General features: G+C 39.7%; 21 protein-coding genes. 10 read left to right on the top strand and 11 right to left on the bottom strand.

Annotated elements, in window-relative coordinates:
• Positions 1-212 precede the first annotated feature (212 nt).
• On the bottom strand, positions 213-800 hold the full coding sequence (locus tag GWI68_RS04160; protein ID WP_166539472.1) for an ACP phosphodiesterase: 588 nt from the start codon (positions 798-800) through the stop codon (positions 213-215).
• A gap of 107 nt (positions 801-907) precedes the next feature.
• Here GWI68_RS04160 and queA point away from each other — a divergent pair, with 107 nt between their 5' ends.
• The 10 genes from queA (at position 908) to thiL (ending at position 10,593) form a co-directional block, all read left to right on the top strand.
• The gene (queA, locus tag GWI68_RS04165) at positions 908-1,981 is read left to right on the top strand and encodes a tRNA preQ1(34) S-adenosylmethionine ribosyltransferase-isomerase QueA (protein WP_109408012.1); all 1,074 of its coding nucleotides are present in this window, start codon (positions 908-910) and stop codon (positions 1,979-1,981) included.
• A 183-nt stretch (positions 1,982-2,164) separates the two neighbouring features.
• Entirely contained in the window at positions 2,165-3,307 is a 1,143-nt protein-coding gene (gene tgt, locus GWI68_RS04170) for a tRNA guanosine(34) transglycosylase Tgt (protein WP_109408011.1), read from the top strand.
• A gap of 85 nt (positions 3,308-3,392) precedes the next feature.
• A complete protein-coding gene (gene yajC, locus GWI68_RS04175; protein ID WP_006535133.1) occupies positions 3,393-3,728 on the top strand; it encodes a preprotein translocase subunit YajC in 336 nt (111 codons plus the stop codon).
• 32 nt (positions 3,729-3,760) lie between these two features.
• Positions 3,761-5,608, top strand: a complete 1,848-nt coding sequence (gene secD, locus GWI68_RS04180; RefSeq protein ID WP_075672033.1) for a protein translocase subunit SecD — start codon at positions 3,761-3,763, stop codon at positions 5,606-5,608.
• Positions 5,609-5,618: 10 nt separating this feature from the next.
• Positions 5,619-6,587, top strand: a complete 969-nt coding sequence (gene secF / locus GWI68_RS04185; RefSeq protein WP_166539473.1) for a protein translocase subunit SecF — start codon at positions 5,619-5,621, stop codon at positions 6,585-6,587.
• A 116-nt stretch (positions 6,588-6,703) separates the two neighbouring features.
• Positions 6,704-7,153 carry a transcriptional regulator NrdR gene (gene nrdR / locus GWI68_RS04190; protein WP_006535128.1) on the top strand — a complete coding sequence of 150 codons (450 nt, stop codon included), beginning with the start codon at positions 6,704-6,706 and terminating at the stop codon, positions 7,151-7,153.
• A gap of 70 nt (positions 7,154-7,223) precedes the next feature.
• Complete coding sequence (gene ribD / locus GWI68_RS04195; RefSeq protein ID WP_166539474.1) at positions 7,224-8,378, top strand: bifunctional diaminohydroxyphosphoribosylaminopyrimidine deaminase/5-amino-6-(5-phosphoribosylamino)uracil reductase RibD; 1,155 nt, start codon at positions 7,224-7,226, stop codon at positions 8,376-8,378.
• A gap of 212 nt (positions 8,379-8,590) precedes the next feature.
• The gene (gene ribE, locus GWI68_RS04200) at positions 8,591-9,061 is read left to right on the top strand and encodes a 6,7-dimethyl-8-ribityllumazine synthase (protein ID WP_036932916.1); all 471 of its coding nucleotides are present in this window, start codon (positions 8,591-8,593) and stop codon (positions 9,059-9,061) included.
• A 28-nt stretch (positions 9,062-9,089) separates the two neighbouring features.
• Entirely contained in the window at positions 9,090-9,506 is a 417-nt protein-coding gene (gene nusB, locus GWI68_RS04205) for a transcription antitermination factor NusB (RefSeq protein ID WP_109408009.1), read from the top strand.
• Positions 9,507-9,609: 103 nt separating this feature from the next.
• The gene (gene thiL / locus GWI68_RS04210; RefSeq protein ID WP_109408008.1) at positions 9,610-10,593 is read left to right on the top strand and encodes a thiamine-phosphate kinase; all 984 of its coding nucleotides are present in this window, start codon (positions 9,610-9,612) and stop codon (positions 10,591-10,593) included.
• Between the two features lie 94 nt (positions 10,594-10,687).
• On the opposite strand, the gene GWI68_RS04215 is transcribed toward thiL, so the two are convergent.
• The 10 genes from GWI68_RS04215 to dxs form a co-directional block, all read right to left on the bottom strand.
• The gene (locus GWI68_RS04215; RefSeq protein WP_166539475.1) at positions 10,688-11,023 is read right to left on the bottom strand and encodes a zinc ribbon domain-containing protein YjdM; all 336 of its coding nucleotides are present in this window, start codon (positions 11,021-11,023) and stop codon (positions 10,688-10,690) included.
• A gap of 439 nt (positions 11,024-11,462) precedes the next feature.
• Positions 11,463-11,867 (bottom strand): type II toxin-antitoxin system VapC family toxin, encoded by a 405-nt coding sequence (locus GWI68_RS04220; RefSeq protein WP_166539476.1) that lies wholly within the window; start codon positions 11,865-11,867, stop codon positions 11,463-11,465.
• Positions 11,860-12,102: a type II toxin-antitoxin system VapB family antitoxin gene (gene vapB, locus GWI68_RS04225; protein ID WP_088493701.1), complete on the bottom strand. Its 243-nt coding sequence runs from the start codon at positions 12,100-12,102 to the stop codon at positions 11,860-11,862. The genes GWI68_RS04220 and vapB overlap by 8 nt, the downstream gene beginning before the upstream one ends.
• A 118-nt stretch (positions 12,103-12,220) precedes the next feature.
• Positions 12,221-13,219, bottom strand: coding sequence for a ribose operon transcriptional repressor RbsR (gene rbsR / locus GWI68_RS04230; RefSeq protein ID WP_166539548.1), 999 nt, complete (start codon positions 13,217-13,219; stop codon positions 12,221-12,223).
• A 13-nt stretch (positions 13,220-13,232) separates the two neighbouring features.
• A complete protein-coding gene (gene rbsK / locus GWI68_RS04235) occupies positions 13,233-14,159 on the bottom strand; it encodes a ribokinase (RefSeq protein WP_166539477.1) in 927 nt (308 codons plus the stop codon).
• A 75-nt stretch (positions 14,160-14,234) separates the two neighbouring features.
• A complete protein-coding gene (rbsB, locus tag GWI68_RS04240) occupies positions 14,235-15,125 on the bottom strand; it encodes a ribose ABC transporter substrate-binding protein RbsB (RefSeq protein ID WP_166539478.1) in 891 nt (296 codons plus the stop codon).
• A gap of 42 nt (positions 15,126-15,167) precedes the next feature.
• The gene (gene rbsC / locus GWI68_RS04245; RefSeq protein ID WP_166539479.1) at positions 15,168-16,133 is read right to left on the bottom strand and encodes a ribose ABC transporter permease; all 966 of its coding nucleotides are present in this window, start codon (positions 16,131-16,133) and stop codon (positions 15,168-15,170) included.
• Between the two features lies 1 nt (position 16,134).
• On the bottom strand, positions 16,135-17,643 hold the full coding sequence (gene rbsA / locus GWI68_RS04250; protein ID WP_166539480.1) for a ribose ABC transporter ATP-binding protein RbsA: 1,509 nt from the start codon (positions 17,641-17,643) through the stop codon (positions 16,135-16,137).
• 7 nt (positions 17,644-17,650) lie between these two features.
• The gene (gene rbsD, locus GWI68_RS04255) at positions 17,651-18,070 is read right to left on the bottom strand and encodes a D-ribose pyranase (protein ID WP_166539481.1); all 420 of its coding nucleotides are present in this window, start codon (positions 18,068-18,070) and stop codon (positions 17,651-17,653) included.
• A gap of 547 nt (positions 18,071-18,617) precedes the next feature.
• Positions 18,618-20,483, bottom strand: a complete 1,866-nt coding sequence (dxs, locus tag GWI68_RS04260; RefSeq protein WP_109407997.1) for a 1-deoxy-D-xylulose-5-phosphate synthase — start codon at positions 20,481-20,483, stop codon at positions 18,618-18,620.
• Positions 20,484-20,527 lie beyond the last annotated feature (44 nt).

The following is a 20,527-nucleotide window of genomic DNA, read 5'->3' on the forward strand; positions in this document are numbered from 1 at the left end:
TAGATTATAACTATCAACTTAATACAACAAAGTAGGATTATTTATGACTCCTTGTATAACCATTCATTCTAATCAACTTTGAAAATGAATACTATGCTTGTTAACAAATCGTTACGAATAATATGATAAATTGACTTAGCATCTCTTTGATATCACAAATGTAATCCTACGATATGACAACAAGATGAAACTCAAAATAGCGGTTAAATGTATCAGTTATCCAGTTGATGATGTTGTGCTCTTTCTAGCAATTGTGGATAAAATTGCCAGAAAATCTCACTTAATTCATCATAATGGGTTTCAAGTGCAATATAAGAGCCAGCTAGCGCACTTAATCGTGGCCTTCTTCTCGCCATTCCTTTTAATGTTTGAGCTATATACGTTTTATCAGCGTAACGAATTAACCAAGATTGTGACCACAAATATTCGTTGAGTTCTTGAAATTTTTCAGGTGTTTGCCATAAATCTGGCTCAATAATATTTCGTGTTTTAGTGACGAATTCAGTTAAAGACATGTTTGGTTCGAATTGAGGCCAATTTAAGGAGAGAAAATGGTCCCAAAAGACATCTAAAGTTATAGGGGCGACTCGACGATATTCAGCAGGGAACAACAAACGAGCTTGTTTAACTAACGGGTGAGTGTCTGTGAGTACATCGATGCGTCTATGCATGCGAATGCCCTCAATAACAGCTTGGCTGTAATCAGAGCTAGGCGTGCCTTTGACGTAATCTGCCATCATATTACCTAATAGAGAGCTTTTTGCTCTAAAGGCCAGATGTAGGTGAGCGAGATAATTCATTGGATCATCATAGCGCTTTTTGAATAAAAAAGGGCTTCTTTGTTGCACTGATAAGCTGGCAGCACTAGACTAGTCCGCCTGTTTTTTATGAAAGTAGTCGTTTAATTATGCGTGTATCAGACTTTACATTTGAATTGCCAGAAGCCTTGATTGCTCACTATCCACAACCTCAACGCAGCGGTTGTCGTTTGCTCTCTTTAGAGGGTGAGACTGGTGCTTTATCACACGGTATTTTTACCGATGTGTTAGATAAAATAAATGCTGGTGATCTGCTGGTTTTTAATAATACTCGCGTGATCCCTGCGCGTATTTATGGCCGCAAAGCGTCAGGCGGTAAAATCGAAGTGTTAGTTGAGCGTATGCTCGATGAGCATCGTGTGCTTGCTCATGTTAGAGCCTCTAAATCGCCGAAAGAAGGTGCAGTTCTTGTGTTAGGCGAGGATGAAAGTGTACAAGCAACTATGGTTGCGCGTCATGATACGCTTTTTGAAATTCGCTTTGATGATGAAAGAGATATTCTCACCATTCTGAATAGTATTGGGCATATGCCTTTACCTCCTTATATTGATCGTCCTGATGAAGAATCGGATAAAGAGCTTTATCAAACGGTCTATAACGAGCGCCCAGGTGCCGTTGCTGCACCTACTGCAGGATTGCACTTTGATGAACCATTACTTCAAGCCTTAAAAGAAAAAGGGGTTGAGATGGCATTTGTCACACTGCATGTTGGCGCAGGAACTTTCCAACCTGTACGTGTTGATAATATTGAAGAACACACAATGCATTCTGAATACGCAGAAGTGCCACAAGACGTGGTTGATGCTGTATTAGCGTGTAAAGCGCGCGGTAATCGTGTGATTGCTGTAGGCACAACTTCTGTTCGTTCATTAGAAAGTGCAGCGAAAGCAACAAACGATGCGTTAATTGCTCCTTTCTTTGATGATACTCAAATCTTTATTTATCCTGGTTACCAATACCAAGTTATTGATGCGTTGATTACTAATTTCCATTTACCAGAATCAACATTAATCATGCTGGTTTCTGCTTTTGCTGGGTATAAAAATACCATGAATGCTTATAAAGAAGCTGTTGAGCAAGAGTATCGTTTTTTCAGCTATGGTGATGCGATGTTTATTACGCGTAATCCTTTAGCTATCAATGAAAAAGTCGGACAAGAATAAAGATTTATTATTCTTTTTAACGATTTTCTTCATTTTATGAAGTGTTATTTCAATTTTATGGCTTAATCCCTTTGGCTAAGCATGGGTTTTTGTTGAAGTAACATATACAGCCGTCTAACAAATGATTAGAATGTGCTGTTTTTTATTGTGCATTGGACTGTTTTTCTGATGCTTGGAGGATGAGTGAAATACGAATTAGATAAAACCGACGGTAATGCTCGTCGTGGTCGCCTTATTTTTGAACGTGGTGTTGTTGAAACACCTGCATTTATGCCAGTGGGTACTTACGGTACTGTAAAAGGAATGACGCCTGAAGAAGTTAAAGCGACAGGCGCGCAAATTCTTTTAGGTAATACCTTCCACTTATGGTTACGCCCAGGTCAAGAAATCATGAAATTACATGGTGATTTACATGATTTCATGCAATGGCAAGGCCCTATCTTAACGGATTCAGGTGGTTTCCAAGTCTTTAGTTTAGGCGCAATGCGTAAAATTAAAGAAGAAGGTGTTCACTTTCGTAACCCTATTAACGGTGAAAAGATTTTCTTAAGCCCAGAAAAATCAATGGAAATCCAATACGACTTAGGTTCTGATATTGTGATGATTTTTGATGAATGTACGCCATATCCTTCAGACTGGGATTACGCAAAAAATTCAATGGAAATGTCATTACGTTGGGCTAAACGTAGTCGTGAACGCTTTGATGAACTCAATAACAAAAATTCATTATTCGGTATTATTCAAGGCGGTGTTTACGAAGATTTACGTGATATCTCCGTAAAAGGGCTAGTCGAAATTGGTTTTGACGGTTACGCTGTCGGCGGCCTTGCTGTCGGTGAACCTAAAGAAGATATGCATCGTATTTTAGAGCATGTTTGCCCTCAAATTCCTGCGAATAAACCGCGTTATTTAATGGGGGTTGGTAAACCAGAAGATTTAGTTGAAGGTGTGCGTCGCGGTATTGATATGTTTGACTGCGTTATGCCGACACGAAATGCACGAAATGGTCATCTATTTGTAACTGATGGTGTGATAAAAATTCGTAATGCAAAACATCGTTCAGATACATCAACATTAGATGAACATTGTGATTGCTATACTTGTAAAAATTATAGCCGCGCTTATTTACATCACCTTGATCGTTGTAACGAAATTTTAGGCGCAAGGCTGAACACTATCCACAACTTGCGTTATTATCAGCGTTTGATGGCTGAAATTCGTCAGTCTATTGAAGACTCGCGTTTTGAAGAGTTTGTACATGAATTCTACGAACGTATTGGAAAACCCGTACCACCGCTAAATGGCAGTGCGAGTAAGTGTGATTAATGTATACGAGAAAGCCCAATTCTGTGTATGATATTGGGCTTATAACTTGAATATCGTCGATATCGACAACAATGAGGAAAAGTGAATGAGTTTTTTCATTTCTGATGCTGTAGCTTCTGCTGGACAAGCAGCACCTGAAGCTAGCTTTATGTCTATTTTACCGATGTTAGTGATCTTTATTCTGATTTTCTATTTTATGATCCTACGTCCACAGCAAAAACGTACTAAAGAACATCGTAAACTGATGGATTCTATCGGTAAAGGTGATGAAGTTTTAACAACGGGTGGTTTAATCGGTCGTGTTGTTAAGGTTTCAGATAACGGCTATATCGTTGTTGCTCTGAATGAAACAACTGAAGTAACTATCAAACGTGACTTTGTTGCCGCTGTATTACCTAAAGGCACAATGAAAGCTATTTAATTACATTTCCCCAAAGGGAAAAGGGAACTGCCGTGCTAAACCGTTATCCTTTGTGGAAGTACCTGATGTTGATAGCCGCTATCCTCATCGGTCTGCTTTACGCACTTCCTAACCTATATGGTGAGGATCCGGCTGTTCAAATCACTGGCGCGCGGGGAACCGCCGCCAATGAGCAAACACTGGATCAAGTTCGATCTTTATTAGATAAAGAAAAAATTGAAGCGAAATCTATTGCACTTGAAAATGGTGCAATCTTGGCTCGTTTCGGTAACCCTGACATTCAATTACGTGCTCGTGAAGTGTTGTTGCCTGCATTAGGCGACCAGTTCATTGTTGCGCTTAACCTTGCACCGGCAACACCTAAATGGCTAGAAGCCATTGGCGGTGAACCGATGAAACTAGGGTTAGACTTACGTGGTGGTGTTCACTTCCTAATGGAAGTTGATATGGAAACTGCGCTAGGTAAACTTCAAGAACAAAATGTTGAAAGTCTGCGTACATTATTACGCGACGAAGGCATTCCGTATTCTTCTATTCGTAAAACGGATAACTATGGCGTTGAAATCCGTTTCCGTAACTCGGATGATCGCTCTAAAGCTTCAGATTACCTGACTCGTCGTAACCAAGATCTCATTTTTAGAGATGGTGCTAATAACTCATTAAGAGCTATTTTTACTGATGAACGTTTACGTGATGCGCGTACTTATGCAGTACAGCAAAACATTACCATTTTACGTAATCGTGTTAACCAGTTAGGGGTTGCTGAGCCATTAGTTCAACGCCAAGGCGCTGACCGAATTGTTGTTGAATTACCGGGTATCCAAGATACCGCACGTGCTAAAGAAATTTTAGGTGCGACAGCAACATTAGAATTCCGCTTAGTCAATACTACCGTTGATCCTTCTGCTTTAGAGACTGGCCGTATTCCGGGTGACTCCGAAGTGAAATATACCCGTGAAGGTAGACCAACTATTCTTTATAAACGCGTTATTTTAACCGGTGACCACATTACTGATTCAACCTCTCAGGCTGATGAATATGGTCAACCTCAAGTGAATATTTCACTTGATAGTGCGGGTGGTTCTATCATGTCTAACTTTACAAAAGATAACGTCGGTAAACCGATGGCAACTCTTTTTGTAGAGTATAAAGACAGCGGTAAACGTGATGAGAACGATCGCGCTGTATTGGTTAAAAGTGAAGAAGTTATCAACGTTGCGAATATTCAAAGTCGTTTAGGGAATAGCTTCCGTATTACAGGTATTTCAAATGCGAATGAAGCACGTCAATTATCACTGTTATTACGTGCTGGTGCGTTGATTGCACCTATTCAAATCGTTGAAGAAAGAACGATTGGTCCAACTTTGGGTCTGCAAAATATTACCCAAGGTTTAGAAGCGTGTTTATGGGGTCTGATTGCGTCAGTTGCCTTTATGATAATTTATTATCGTAAATTTGGTGTGATTGCGAGTACTGCATTAATGGCAAACTTGGTGTTAATCGTTGGGGTAATGTCACTATTACCGGGTGCAACACTGACCATGCCGGGTATTGCGGGTATCGTATTAACACTTGCCGTCGCCGTCGATGCCAACGTACTGATAAACGAACGTATCAAAGAAGAGTTACGTAATGGTCGATCAGTACAACAAGCAATCCATGAAGGTTATAAAGGTGCCTTCTCCAGTATTATTGATGCGAACTTAACCACATTAATTACAGCGGTGATCCTTTATGCAGTCGGTACCGGCTCAATCAAAGGCTTTGCTATCACAACTGCAATCGGGGTTGCAACATCCATGTTTACCGCTATCGTCGGTACTCGTGCGATTGTAAACCTGCTGTATGGTGGTAAACGCGTTAAGAAACTGTCTATTTAAGGAGCACGTTGTGGCACAGGATTATACTGTTGAACAATTAAACCATGGTCGTAGAGTCATTGACTTTATGCGTTGGGACAACGTCGCCTTTAGTATTTCGTTTCTGCTTTTGATAGCATCAATTGCTATCATTTCCGTGAAAGGATTTAACTGGGGACTGGATTTTACAGGTGGTACAGTAATTGAGATCAATCTCAGTCAACCAGCCGACCTTGATAAAATGCGTGATAGCCTAGATGCAGCGGGCTTTAAAGACCCTCTGTTACAAAACTTTGGTAGCAGCCGCGATATTATGGTGCGTATGCCTCCTGTTGAAGGACAGGCTGGTCAAGAATTAGGTAAGAAAGTTATCGATGTTATCAATGCTAAAGTTGATAACGATGCTGTGGTAAAACGTATTGAATTTGTTGGGCCAAGTGTGGGAAGTGAATTGGCTCAAACAGGTGCAATGGCGTTATTATCCGCACTTATCTGTATTCTTATCTATGTTGGATTCCGTTTTGAATGGCGTTTGGCGTTAGGTGCTGTTATCGCACTTGCGCATGACGTGGTGATAACACTAGGTGTTCTTTCACTGTTCCACATAGAGGTTGACTTAACCATTGTAGCGTCATTGATGTCTGTTATAGGTTACTCACTGAATGATAGTATCGTTGTATCAGACCGTATTCGTGAGAACTTCCGTAAAATTCGTCGAGGAACATCATATGAAATTATGAACGTTTCTCTGACACAGACATTAAGCCGTACCATCATGACATCAGCAACAACATTACTGGTTGTATTAATGCTGTATATCTTTGGTGGTTCAATGCTAGAAGGTTTCTCTTTAGTCATGTTGATCGGTGTTTCAATTGGTACTATTTCTTCCATTTATGTGGCTTCTGCATTAGCCCTGAAAATGGGAATGAAACGTGAACACCTGATTGTACAGAAAGTGGAAAAAGAGGGTGCCGATCAGACAACTCTCTTACCATAATAGAGCGTTTTTCTGATAAAACATCGCAAACACCCTGCCAGTGTATACTGACAGGGTGTTTTTTGTTCACTGAACAGGTACACTGTTTATGAGTATTGTCAAAAGTAGGAATAACTATGCATTGCCCATTTTGTGGAGCCGTAGATACCAAGGTAATTGATTCCAGACTTGTTGGTGATGGTTCACAAGTGCGCCGTCGTCGCCAATGTCTTGTTTGTCATGAACGTTTTACTACCTTTGAAGTAGCAGAGTTAGTGATGCCTCGTGTTGTGAAAAGTGATGAAATTCGTGAGCCTTTTGATGAAGAGAAACTTCGTCGAGGTATGCTTAAAGCATTAGAAAAACGTCCTGTTAGTTCGGATGATGTTGAAGCTGCGATAAGCCATATCAAATCACAATTAAGAGCAACAGGTGAAAGGGAAATACCTTCAAAAGAAATTGGCAATTTTGTAATGGAACAACTAAAAAAACTCGATAAAGTGGCTTACATTCGCTTTGCTTCTGTTTATCGTAGTTTTGAGGATATCCGTGATTTTGGTGAAGAAATCGCAAAATTACAGGATTAATATATTAATACTGTGCCTTATTTAATAATTTGAAAAATAACGATAAATAATAAAATTAAATGTAATTATTATGACAAATAACAACAGCAACAACCAACACGAAAATGAAAGCCTGAACGATGAATACTACATGCGTCGAGCGATTGAGCTTGCTGCATTAGGTCGCTTTACAACATCACCTAATCCGAATGTAGGCTGTGTGATTGTTAAAGAAGGCGACATTGTTGGCGAAGGTTATCATCATCATGCTGGTGGCCCACATGCAGAAGTTAATGCGTTGAAAATGGCTGGTGATAAAGCAAAAGGGGCAACAGCTTATGTTACGCTTGAGCCTTGTAGCCATTTCGGTAAAACACCACCTTGCGCTGATGCTTTGATTAATGCCGGGGTAAAACGAGTTGTTGCTGCGATGCAAGATCCTAATCCTCAAGTTGCAGGTCGTGGATTGCACAAATTACTATCAGCGGGAATTGATGTCTCACATGGCGTATTAATGCAAGAAGCTGAAAAACTGAATGTTGGTTTTTTCAAACGAATGAGAACCGGCTTTCCTTACGTTCAGTTAAAACTTGGCGCGTCTTTAGATGGTAAAACAGCATTAGCATCGGGAGAAAGCCAATGGATAACGTCTAAAGCATCCCGCCGTGATGTACAAAATTTCAGAGCACAAGCAAGTGCTATCTTGACTACTAGTGCGACAGTATTAGCAGATGATCCCTCCATGAATGTGCGTTGGGATGAGCTTTCAGATGAAATCAAAGCTGTTTATCCTAAAGAAACATTACGCCAACCTATTCGTATTGTCACTGATAGCCAAAATAGAGTAACAGACAATCATAAAATTACTCAAATCGAAGGCGAATGCTGGTTAGCGCGTACAAAATCACAGCCAAGTGATTGGCAAGGCAATGTTTCAGAAATTCTATTACCAACGAATGGTAAAAACAGTGGTGTAGATTTAGTTTTATTAATGATGCAATTGGGTAAACGCAATATCAATACTGTATGGGTTGAAAGTGGGGCACATTTTGCTGGCGCATTATTAGAAGCTGGGCTTGTTGATGAACTTATTATCTATATCGCACCTAAAATTTTAGGGAATGATGCACGAGGTTTATTTGCACTTTCGCCCCTTTCATCATTATCCGAAGCACCTGAATTTACAGTAGATTCTCTTCAACAGATTGGCTCTGATATCAGAGTTTGTTTAAAACCCCGTTATTAATAGACGCAAATAAGTGTGTCTACGGCGCTATTTGTAGTAAAATAGCGCCGTGTGTGTTATTTCCTGTCGTTACGACATCGTTATCAGCCAACTAAATGCCTTGATTTATCAAGGGTTTTTGGCTCCTTTGCTGTGTAATAATAAAACAGAGCGCAGTAAGGGAAAGAATATGATAAAATCCGCGCCCCGCGGATAGGAGAAAAAGGTAACCTATGAACGTAATCAAAGGTGTTGTCGCGGCGCCAAACGCACGCGTAGCAATTGCAATTGCCCGTTTTAATAATTTCATCAACGACAGCTTATTAGAAGGTGCGGTTGATGCATTAGAACGTATTGGACAAGTTTCCTCTGAAAATATTACCGTCGTTTGGGTTCCTGGTGCTTACGAGCTACCGTTAACAGTTAAAGCTTTAGCTGAAAGCGACAAATACGATGCAGTTATCGCGTTAGGTACTGTTATCCGTGGTGGAACCGCACATTTTGAATACGTTGCTGGCGAATGTAGCTCTGGTTTATCTCAAGTTGCAATGCAAAGTGAGATCCCTGTGACTTTTGGTGTTTTAACCACTGAAAATATTGAGCAGGCTATTGAACGCGCTGGAACCAAAGCGGGCAACAAAGGTGCTGAAGCTGCAATGACAGCACTTGAAATGATCAATGTACTTAAAGCCATAAAAGGCTAATCATCTGTTTTAACTAAAGGGGAATTTTGTGAAACCTGCTGCTCGTCGTCGTGCTCGTGAGTGTGCTGTTCAGGCTATCTACTCATGGCAATTATCCGGAAATGACATCGCGGATGTGGAATTGGAGTTTTTATCCGAGCAGGATACCCAAGGTGTAGATATTGCTTATTTTCGTGAGCTTTTAGTGGGTGTTGCCATTAATGCAACACGTTTAGATAAGGCAATGGAGCCTTATTTATCCCGCCAACTTGAAGAACTTGGTCAAGTTGAAAAAGCAATTTTACGTTTAGCAATGTTTGAACTCAGCTTCCGCGAAGATGTTCCTTACAAAGTTGCGATTAACGAAGCGATTGAACTGGCTAAGGTATTTGGTGCTGATGATAGCCATAAGTTTGTTAATGGCGTGCTTGATAAAGCAGCACCAATAGTACGACGTAAAAAATAACGTTTTTCACGTTTCCTCTATGGTAAATAATTCAAGGCCGGTATTTCCGGCCTTTTGTTTAATAAAACGAGTTTAGTAGGCACAGCTAAATAGGAAATTGATAATGCCTTGTGGTGAATTCTCCCTTATCAAACAATATTTCACGTCACAGCCTGTAAAACGAAAAGACGTAAGTACAGGTATTGGTGATGACTGCGCAATATTGACAGTACCCGAAAAGCAGCAAGTTGCGATTAGTACCGATACTTTAGTCAGTGGCATTCACTTCCTTCCTTCTATCTCACCTGAAGATTTAGCCTATAAAGCGCTGGCTGTAAATATTAGTGATTTAGCCGCTGTGGGCGCTGATCCTTCTTGGGCATCTTTGGCATTAACATTACCTGATACAAACAGTGAATGGCTTGAGGCTTTTAGTCGTTCTTTCTTTGCATTAGCAGATTATTATGCAATCCAGTTAATTGGCGGTGATACGACTCGTGGACCTTTAAGTTTAACAATCACAATACAAGGACTAGTTCCTCAAGGAACGGCATTATTACGTTCAGGTGCTAAAATAGGTGATTGGATTTACGTTACTGGATTTTTAGGTGATAGTGCAGCAGGGCTTGCCGTCCTACAAAATAGATTACAACCAGCAGAAAAAGAACATAGCGATTATTTTGTCGCAAGGCATTTGCGTCCTCAGCCTCGTTTATTACAAGGCCAAGCATTGCGCCATTTAGCAACATCTGCGATTGATATTTCTGATGGACTTATTTCTGATTTGAACCATATTCTTACGGCAAGTGGTTGTGGTGCGCGCTTAAATTTAGACGCATTACCTTACTCACCAGCGATGAAAGCGGAAGTAAGCGAAGAACAAGCGGAGATTTGGGCATTAAGTGGCGGTGAAGATTACGAATTATGCTTTACGGTACCTGAAATCAACCGTGGCGCGCTAGAGATTGCATTAGCGCATACTGGAGCCGATTTTCATTGTATTGGGCAAATTATGCCGATTGCTGAAGGGATCCGTTACTTACGTGATGGTAAAGATGTACACCCTAATCTTAAAGGGTTTGATCACTTTAGTGATGCTAACGAGTAACCTTACTTTAATCAAAAGGCGCTTTATTAGCGCCTTTGGTGATCTTGATAATATCTAAATTTATATTTAAAAAGATTATTAATAATCTCTTATTTTAGTTCTTTTTCACAAATTCAGATTTCAACTTCATTGGCCCAAAGCCATCAATTTTACAATCAATATTATGGTCGCCTTCCACTAAACGGATACCTTTTACTTTAGTACCGATTTTTAGCATGGTTGAGCTACCTTTAACTTTTAGATCTTTAATCACGGTTACTGAATCACCATCAGCTAATAAATTGCCGTTAGCATCTTTAACGATTAGCTCATCGGTATCAACGACAGGTTCAGCATCGTTCCACTCGTGCGCACATTCAGGGCAAACATACATTGCACCATCTTCATAGGTGTATTCTGAATTGCACTTAGGACAAGAAGGTAATGACATAATAATACTCTCAAATTTTATCAAAATGGGAAGTGATTAATCGTCAAAATGAGGATAACACTTGCCCCATAAATTAAAGGACACATTATCGTTTAAGCATGAAAAATTTAAAGTAATGCCCTAAATGATCTGGCATCAGATAATGCGAAAGGGCGATAGTATAATGGATTTGATGGAAATTTGCACCTTTCATAGGTTATGGCGTGAGGAGTGAGAAAAAGTAGGTTAGATATAGAGAGTTAAATAGAAAATAAATATAAATAAAAGTAGTTTTAAATATTTCTTAATCTTATGATATTTAAGTAATTATTTAACAAATATAACTAAAAATAAATGCCCTCATCTTAAAAGAGAGCATCATTATTAATAGTGTTAATCTTCTTGTTATGACTTTACAAAATAACTCACCGAGCCACGCTCTATAAGTTTGGTATTTGAGTTAATGATGAGTCCAATCTTCAATCCTTAAACCATCAACTCTCTCAAACTCTTTGGTATTATTTGTAACGACGATTAATCCTTTGCTTCTGGCATGTGCTGCTATATGCAAGTCATTATCACCAATGCGTTTACCTTGCTTTTCGAGAGTTGCTCTTATATCACCATAGTGAAAGGCTGCAAGTTCGTCATAAGGTAAAACATTTAGTCTAGAAACGAAATCATTAACAGTAGCTAAATTTTTTGCTGAATTTGAGCTTTTTTCAGCACCATATAGTAGTTCAGCAAGTGTTATTGTTGAAATAGCTAGCTGTTCAACATACTGATTAAATTTTGGTAACAGAAATTCAGGTCTACGTTTAATTGTAAATATAACAATATTCGTATCTAGCAGATATTTAATCATCAAAGGATTCTCTTTCGCTTGTGACTTGATCTGGTCTTTCAGATAAAAAATCATCTGTTACAGACTTTTCAGATAAGAAAAAGCTATCCCATGCATTCTGTATCGGTGTAATAATTCTCTCTTTTCCTTTTACACGAACCACAACGTCTTTTACATCATCAGGAAAACGAGTATCAGCAGGTAAACGAACATTTTGTGTTCTATTGCTCATAAATACTTTGCCATGCTGGATCATAATGATAGCCTCCTTTCAATAACTGCTATATAGCATAAGTATATAGCAGTTTAGAAAGGATACCAAATGAGTTGTATAAAATCTATACGAAAAGTTTTAACTCATTAATGTTAATAGATTATTTTTTATTTTCTATTACCGAGCCACGCTCTATAAGTTTGGGAGTAAGAACCAAAACATTGTCATCAGCATCGATATTTTCCATACGATGTAATAATTGGCTGACAGCCAGTTTACCCAATTCATCTTTGGGTTGGTGGATAGTAGAAAGAGGAGGGATCATATAAGAGGCTAGATCTATATCATCATAGCCCATCACTGAGATATCATCAGGTACACGCAAACCTTTTTGATAAATAGCTTGATAAGCACCAACTGCCATTGCGTCATTACAGGTAAAAACCGCTTGTGGTAAGACAGAATGTGAGAGTAATTTTTGCATTGCGCTAAATCCACCAGCAAATTCAAAATCACTGGTTAACACAAACTCTTCTCGAATAGCGAGTCCTGCTTTTTGCATCGCATTGTAATAGCCTTGCAAACGATGTTTTGCTGGGAGTTTATCTTGTGGACCTGCAATACAGGCAATTTCAGTAAAGCCTTTTTCAATCAGATAATTGGTAGCAATTTCTCCCCCAAGCAGGGAGTTATCTTGAATAATATCTCCACCATATTCAAATGGGGACCAATCCATCATGACCATAGGCAAACGAGGATAACGATTTAGCACTTCATGAGAGGGCGCTCTGGCTTCCGTACACATCAACAATAGGCCATCAACACGCTTTTGTAGCAAGGTTTCAAGGCTACTATCCATGCGTTCATAATCACCTTCGGTATTACATAGAATCAAACTATAGCCTTTTTCATAACAACTGCGTTCAACACCCCGCACAACCTCGGCATAAAAAGGGTTGCTACTTGCTGTTACTAACATACCTATGGTGTGAGTACAGTTCATTTTTAAACTGCGCGCTAAAGCTGAAGGTGCGTAATTTAAGGTTTCGATAGCATCGTTAACCTTTTTACGAATACCTTCGCTAACATAGCGATTGTTATTGATAACGTGAGAAACAGTTGATGTTGAAACGCCCGCTAAACGGGCGACATCTTTCATTGTTGCCAAAGTACTATGCTCGCTCTGCTAAAAATGATTCGATTTCATGACGCCAAGGGACTGAAGATTGCGCACCATGACGTGTAACTGCAATGGCAGCCGCTGCATGGGCAAAACGAATAGCCTCAACAGAAGGTTTGCCTTCTAATATTGCTGTGACAAATGCACCGTTAAATGTATCACCTGCGGCAATGGTATCAACAGCATCGACACGAAATCCAGGAATTATCATCCCTTTTCCTTGCTCACTAAACCATACACCACGGCTACCTAAAGTGATAAGCACTTGTTTGATACCTTTACGATGTAAAATATCGGCTGCTTTTGCAGCACCCGCTTCATCATGCACAGAAACGCCAGTTAATATTTCGGCTTCTGTCTCATTTGGGGTGATAACATCAATAAAACTCAGAAATTCATCAGATAAAGGTTGAGCTGGAGCTGGGTTTAAAATAACTTTTGTATGATGTGATTTTGCCAGTTTAGCTGCTTCAAATACGGTATCTAACGGTGATTCTAACTGCATTAATAAGGCATCAGCGTGTTCAATAACATGATGATATTGCTCAAGATGTATAGGTGTTAGTGCGCCGTTAGCACCTGCAATGATGCTAATTACGTTTTCACCTTGCTCATTAACAAGGATCATCGCAACACCTGTTGGTGTTTGCGGAATAATACTAATTGCATCAATATGAATATTATCTGTTTTAAATTGTGAGATTATCTCACTGCCAATCGCATCATCACCGACACAAGCAATAAAGGTAATATCGGCGCCACTGCGACCACAAGCAACAGCTTGGTTTGCACCTTTACCACCGAAGGCTATTTTGTATTGATGACCAATAATGGTTTCACCTGGTTTTGGAAATTTTGAAATATTCATAATGTGGTCAACATTAATGCTACCTAGAACAGCAAGGCGAGGTGTTGTCATAGCCTTTATCCTTGTGAAAACGTGTTTTAATGATCAAAGCCACCACGGAGCAACATCACTCCGTGGCATTTGTTGTTATTTTTTAATAACTAACTCAAGTTCGACTGGGATTGTTGCATCCACTTTTTCGCCTTTGAGAATTTTATCTGCAGTTTGGATGCCGATAATACCAATTTGGTCTGGGCGTTGAGCAATGGTTGCGCCTAACATGCCACGGTTTACCGCTTTGATCCCATCATCTGTACCATCGAAACCAATCACTAATACATCGCTACGACCCGCGGTTTGCAATGCACGTAATGCACCTAATGCCATTTCATCATTTTGTGCAAAAACAGCTTGAACCGCAGGATAAGCAGTTAATAGATTTTGCATCACGTTAAGACCTTTTGTGCGGTCAAAATCAGCAGGTTGGCTGGCAAGTATATTCAGTTTGTGAGCATCAACCGCTTGTTTAAAACCTTCACCACGTTCACGAGATGCAGAGGTTCCAGTGATCCCTTCTAGTTGAATAACTTTGGCATCATTGGCCACTTTTTCAGCAATATAGTCACCCGCCATTTTACCACCAAGGCGGTTATCAGAAGCAACATGGCTGACAACTTCACCTTTGTTTGCAACACGATCTAAGGTGATAACTGGGATCTTAGCTTTATTCGCTAAAATAACCGCATTACCTACAGCATCTGAGTCTGTTGGGTTAATGAGCATTAAGCGTGTGCCTTTTACGGTTAAATCTTGCACGTTAGCAAGCTCTTTAGCTGGGTTATCCATCGAGTCAAGCACAACTAAATCGTAACCTAAACGATTTGCTTCTTTCTGTGCACTGTCTTTCATGGTGACAAAGAATGGATTATTGAGTGTAGAGATAACAAGTGCGATAGATTCTTTTGCAAACGCGTTAGCGCTGATTGTGGCACTTAACGCAACAACAGAAAGAAGTGTCGCCATTTTTTTGAGTTTCATAATATAAGTTCCTGTTGGGGTTCGGATTAAGAGAATAGAGAGTTATTTTTTGTTATCTACCAAAACAGCAAGTAAGATGACCACCGCTTTTACTATCATTTGATAGTTTGATGATATTCCTAATAAATTCAGTGCGTTATTTAAGAAGCCTAGAATAAGTGCACCAATTAACGTACCGATAATACGGCCTTTACCACCCGCAAGGCTGGTACCACCCAGAACAACCGCAGCAATGGCATCTAACTCATAACCATTACCAGCCATCGGTTGTGCTGATGAAAGGCGAGCAACTTCAATTACGCTAGCAAGGGCAGCTAACAAACCACACAGTGCATAAACAATAATTTTTATTTTATCGACGCTAATACCAGATAAACGTGTTGCTGATTCATTTCCCCCAAGCGCATAAATATAACGACCTAAACGGGTGTGATGTAATAAATACCATGCACTTAAAAAGACAATCATCATGAGCCAGATTGGAGTTGGGATCCCAAATGGACGACCAATACCAAACCAGCTAAAGAGATCGGCATTATCGCTAAATCCAGTATTAATTGGGCTGCCGTCGGTATAAACACGGGTAACACCGCGCAGTAATAACATCATGACTAATGTAGCAATAAAGGCTTGAACTTTACCTTTTGCCACGATAATCCCTGTAACACCACCAATAGCTGCACCAAGTGCTAATGCACCGATAACCGCAACAAGGGCATTAATATCAGCGCCAACCATAGAAGCAGCAACAGCACCGGTTAATGCAAGCAATGAACCAACAGATAAGTCGATACCAGAGGTTAAAATGACCAGCGTCATGCCAACCGCCATAATGGCGTTAACCGATGTTTGCTGAAGAATGTTGAATATATTGTTTAAGGTAAAGAAATTAGGGCTGAGTGTGGAAACGACAACAATCAGAAGTAGTAATGCTATCAGTGATTTTTGCTCTAATAGCCATGCTTTTGAAAACCAACGTTTTGACGCTGGAATTGAATTCGTGCTCATATCAAACTCCTACCTTAGCGTCATATTGTTTACCAACAGCGGCTGCCATTAGCATTTCTTGTGTGACATTGTGAGCTGAAAACTCACCGCTAATACGACCTTCATGCATCACCAAAATACGGTCACTCATTCCCATTACCTCAGGCATTTCAGAAGAAATTAATATGATGCTTAATCCTTCTTGTTTAAATTTATTAATTAGCTGATAAATTTCTTTTTTAGCACCAACGTCTACACCACGAGTGGGTTCATCAAGAATAAGCACTTTAGGGCGAGTCATCAGGCCTCTTGCGATAGCCACTTTTTGTTGATTTCCCCCTGATAAAAAGCCAATTGTTTGATCCATTGAAGGGGTTTTTATATTGAATAATTTAATAAAATCACCGACAGTGAGTTGCTCTTCTTTATGATTGAGTACTCCCATGCCACGGCTAAAATAACGAAGTGCGGTCAGTGACATATTTTCTTTCACTGACATACCTAGCACTAAGCCATCTCGTTTTCTGTCTTCAGAGATATAAACAATGCCGTGTTCCAATCCTTCAACCGGTTTTTTGATTTGACAGGGTTTGCCATCTAGCTCTACGGTGCCATTGGTTTTGGGTAATGCGCCGTAGATAATTTTCATTAATTCTGTACGACCAGCACCCATTAAACCTGAAATACCGAGAATTTCACTTTCATGTAATGAGAAACTGACATCGTGAACATCTTCACCACTGAGGTTAATGACATTGAGTTTGGTTTTGCCTTGGGGGATGTTGATACGAGGATATTGGTCTTCTAACTTACGGCCAACCATCATTTCAATGAGCGTATCTTCTTGTAATGTGCTAACGGGTTTTTCACCAATAAATTGACCATCTCGAAGTACGGTCACGTCATCGCAAATCTCAAAGATCTCTTTTAAGCGATGTGAGATATAAACAATGCCACAACCTTGATCTCTTAGTTCTCGAATAACACTAAATAGCGATTCCGTTTCGGTGTCAGTTAATGCATCCGTTGGCTCATCCATAATAATCACTTTGGAACCAAAACTAAGTACCTTGGCAATTTCTACCATTTGCTGATCACCAATCGATAATTCAGACACTAAACGGTGACTACTGTATGCAAGGTTTAATCGGGCTAATAACTTATCAGCCTCTGCATACATTTTCTTCCAGTCAATGGCGCCAAAAGCACGCGTAAACTCACGACCTAGGAAGATATTTTCTGCAATGGTTAATTCAGGAATAAGGTTAAGCTCTTGGTGAATAATGCCTATTCCTGCTTCTTGGGAAGATTTGGGGCCATTAAAAGCACAACTTTCACCTTGATAAATTACCTCGCCAGCATCTTTTTTATAAATGCCAGTAAGTACTTTCATCAGCGTTGATTTGCCAGCACCATTTTCACCCACTAAGGCCATCACTCGACCGGGATAAATGCGCAATGTAGCGCCTGATAGTGCTTTTACACCCGGGAATGACTTATCAATATCTTTAAGTTCGAGTAAAGGTTTCATATTGTCCTCAGAAAGTCACACCAGAAAACAACACAATATTGGCATAAGGTGTACATTCACCTGTTCTAATAACAGCTTTATTTTCAGTAAGTTGTCTTTTGAATGCTTCATGTGAAACATACATTATTTGAATGGGTTTCTTCTGTTCTTGCTCTAATAAATAGAGGTAAGAGACTATCTCATTAAAAAGGAGGGGATTAATGGTCTTAATTTCTTCCGCCAGCATCACTGCTTCAACTTGCATTTCATGAGTGATTGTTTGCAATACTGACATAAAGTCAGGAATACCCTGTGTTAGAGCGAGATCAATACGTTCAACAGAAGAGGGAATGGGTAATCCGGCATCTGCAATAGTGATTTTGTCAGTGTGTCCTAAACGTGAAATTACGCTAGAAATAGGACTATTTAGTAATACGCCTTTTTTCATATTTCCTCCTCAGCGAAACGTTTCGCTGCTTATATAGTAGAAAAGAAAAGGGGGAAAACAAGTTTGATTTATTCAGATTGTGAGCATGATCGAAACGTTTCGTTGACAAGCAAAAAGAAAGAAAAATCTAACTGATTGAATAAATTAATGCTGAATGGATTCAATAAGAGAATGTTTTATTTGCAGTGATTTTCATAAAATATGAGTTATAGACGACATATTACATAGAGGAGTTTGAGTAATAATAGTACTAGGTTTAATTTATTATTAAGTTTTCCTTATGCAAGGGGGCTGTATGGGATGGATAATTGGTATTATTATTTTTTTTGCTTTGGTGTCCGCTATTTTTAAACCTAGCCATTGTGATGTTTGTAACCTTAGTTTTAAAAGGAAATATTACACATGGACTATCGATGGTAAAAAACAACACTTATGCCCAAATTGTAATTCAAAAATGAATAAAAGAATTAGTAATCAAAGATTTAATAGTCGTTTTGGTAAGTGATTAGCATAGAAAAATGCCCGTTTAAAACGGGCATTTAAGACGTTATTTAGCTTGATAATCCGTAATAGATTTCTCAATACCAACAGCATCAAGTCCTAAGTCTGCTCGGATCTCTTCTTGTCCACCTTGTGGTACAAACAAATCAGGAATGCCTAGATTTAAAACAGGTACTAAGCAACGCTCTTGCATGAGTAATTCATTAACACCACTGCCCGCGCCACCCATAATGGCATTTTCTTCTAGTGTTACCAACATATCATGCTGTTCAGCCAGAGAAAGGATAAGTGATTTATCAAGAGGCTTGATAAAACGCATATCGGCTACCGTTGCATCAAGTTTTTCAGCGACTTCTAACGCTTCTGGTAGTAATGTACCAAAGTTTAGAATAGCAATACCTTTGCCTTGACGACGAATAATACCTTTACCCATAGGCAGTGGATCAAGTGGTTGCAATTGCGCACCAATACTAGAGCCTCTTGGATAGCGTACAGCAACAGGGCCATCTTGATAGTGATAACCGGTGTGAAGCATTTGGCGACACTCATTTTCGTCACTTGGCGCCATAATGACCATATTAGGAATACAGCGTAAGAATGAGAGATCAAAAGCACCTTGGTGAGTTTGACCATCTGCTCCCACAATACCACCACGATCAATAGCAAATAAAACAGGCAGTTTTTGAATGGCAATATCGTGGATCACTTGGTCATAAGCGCGTTGTAAGAATGTTGAGTAAATAGCAACAATCGGCTTATAGCCACCAATGGCTAAACCTGCTGCAAAGGTAACGGCGTGTTGTTCTGCGATAGCAACATCAAAGTATTGTGATGGGTATTCTTTTGAGAAGCGCACCATACCCGAGCCTTCACGCATAGCTGGAGTAATTGCCATCAATTTTGGATCGGTTGAGGCTTCTTCACATAGCCAGTCACCAAAAATTTTGGAAAAGGTAGGTCGTGCATTAGGGCTTTTAGGTAATGTACCTGCTTGTGGATCAAATTTAGGTACAGCGTGCCAGCTAATCGGATCACGTTCAGCAGGGGCATATCCACGACCTTTTTTGGTCATAATATGCAGAAGTTGAGGACCTTTTAGATCACGCATATTAGCGAGAGTCTGTACTAACGCAATAACATCATGACCATCAACAGGACCAATATAGTTAAATCCTAACTCTTCAAACATGGTGCCAGGAACGACCATGCCTTTGATATGTTCTTCAGTCTTTTTCAGTAATTCTTTAATTGGTGGAATACCAGAAAAGACCTTTTTTCCACCTTCACGCAAAGTGGTATACAGTTTGCCAGATAACAATTGTGCAAGATGATTATTCAACGCACCAACGTTTTCTGAAATCGACATTTCGTTATCATTAAGAACAACGAGCATATCTGGTTCAATATCACCTGCGTGGTTCATCGCTTCAAAAGCCATACCCGCAGTAATTGCACCATCACCAATGACACAAACTGTTTTTCTATTCAGTTTTTCTTGTTCAGCGGCAACAGCCATACCTAAACCTGCACTGATAGAGGTTGAAGAGTGACCGACACAAAGTTTGTCGTATTCGCTCTCTTCACGCCAAGGGAAGGGATGTAATCCATTTTTTTGGCGAATTGTATCAATACGGTCACGGCGACCTGTTAAGATTTTATGGGGATAGGCTTGATGCCCCACATCCCATATAAGGTTATCAAAAGGGGTTTTATAGACGTAATGGAGAGCAACCGTTAACTCAATAGCACCTAAACCTGAGGCGAAGTGACCACTTGAGCGGCTGACACTGTTAAGAAGAAATAGCCTTAGCTCATCACAGAGTTTAGGTAAACTCTCTTTTGGTAATAGGCGCAAATCTTCTGGTGTTTCAACCAACGCCAATGTGGGATATTTTTCGATATCAATGCTCATGTGATGCCTATTAATTAATCACTTGTAATAGGGAAAGAACAGGT

The organism is Proteus sp. G2669, from assembly GCF_009915245.1.
Taxonomy (GTDB): domain Bacteria; phylum Pseudomonadota; class Gammaproteobacteria; order Enterobacterales; family Enterobacteriaceae; genus Proteus.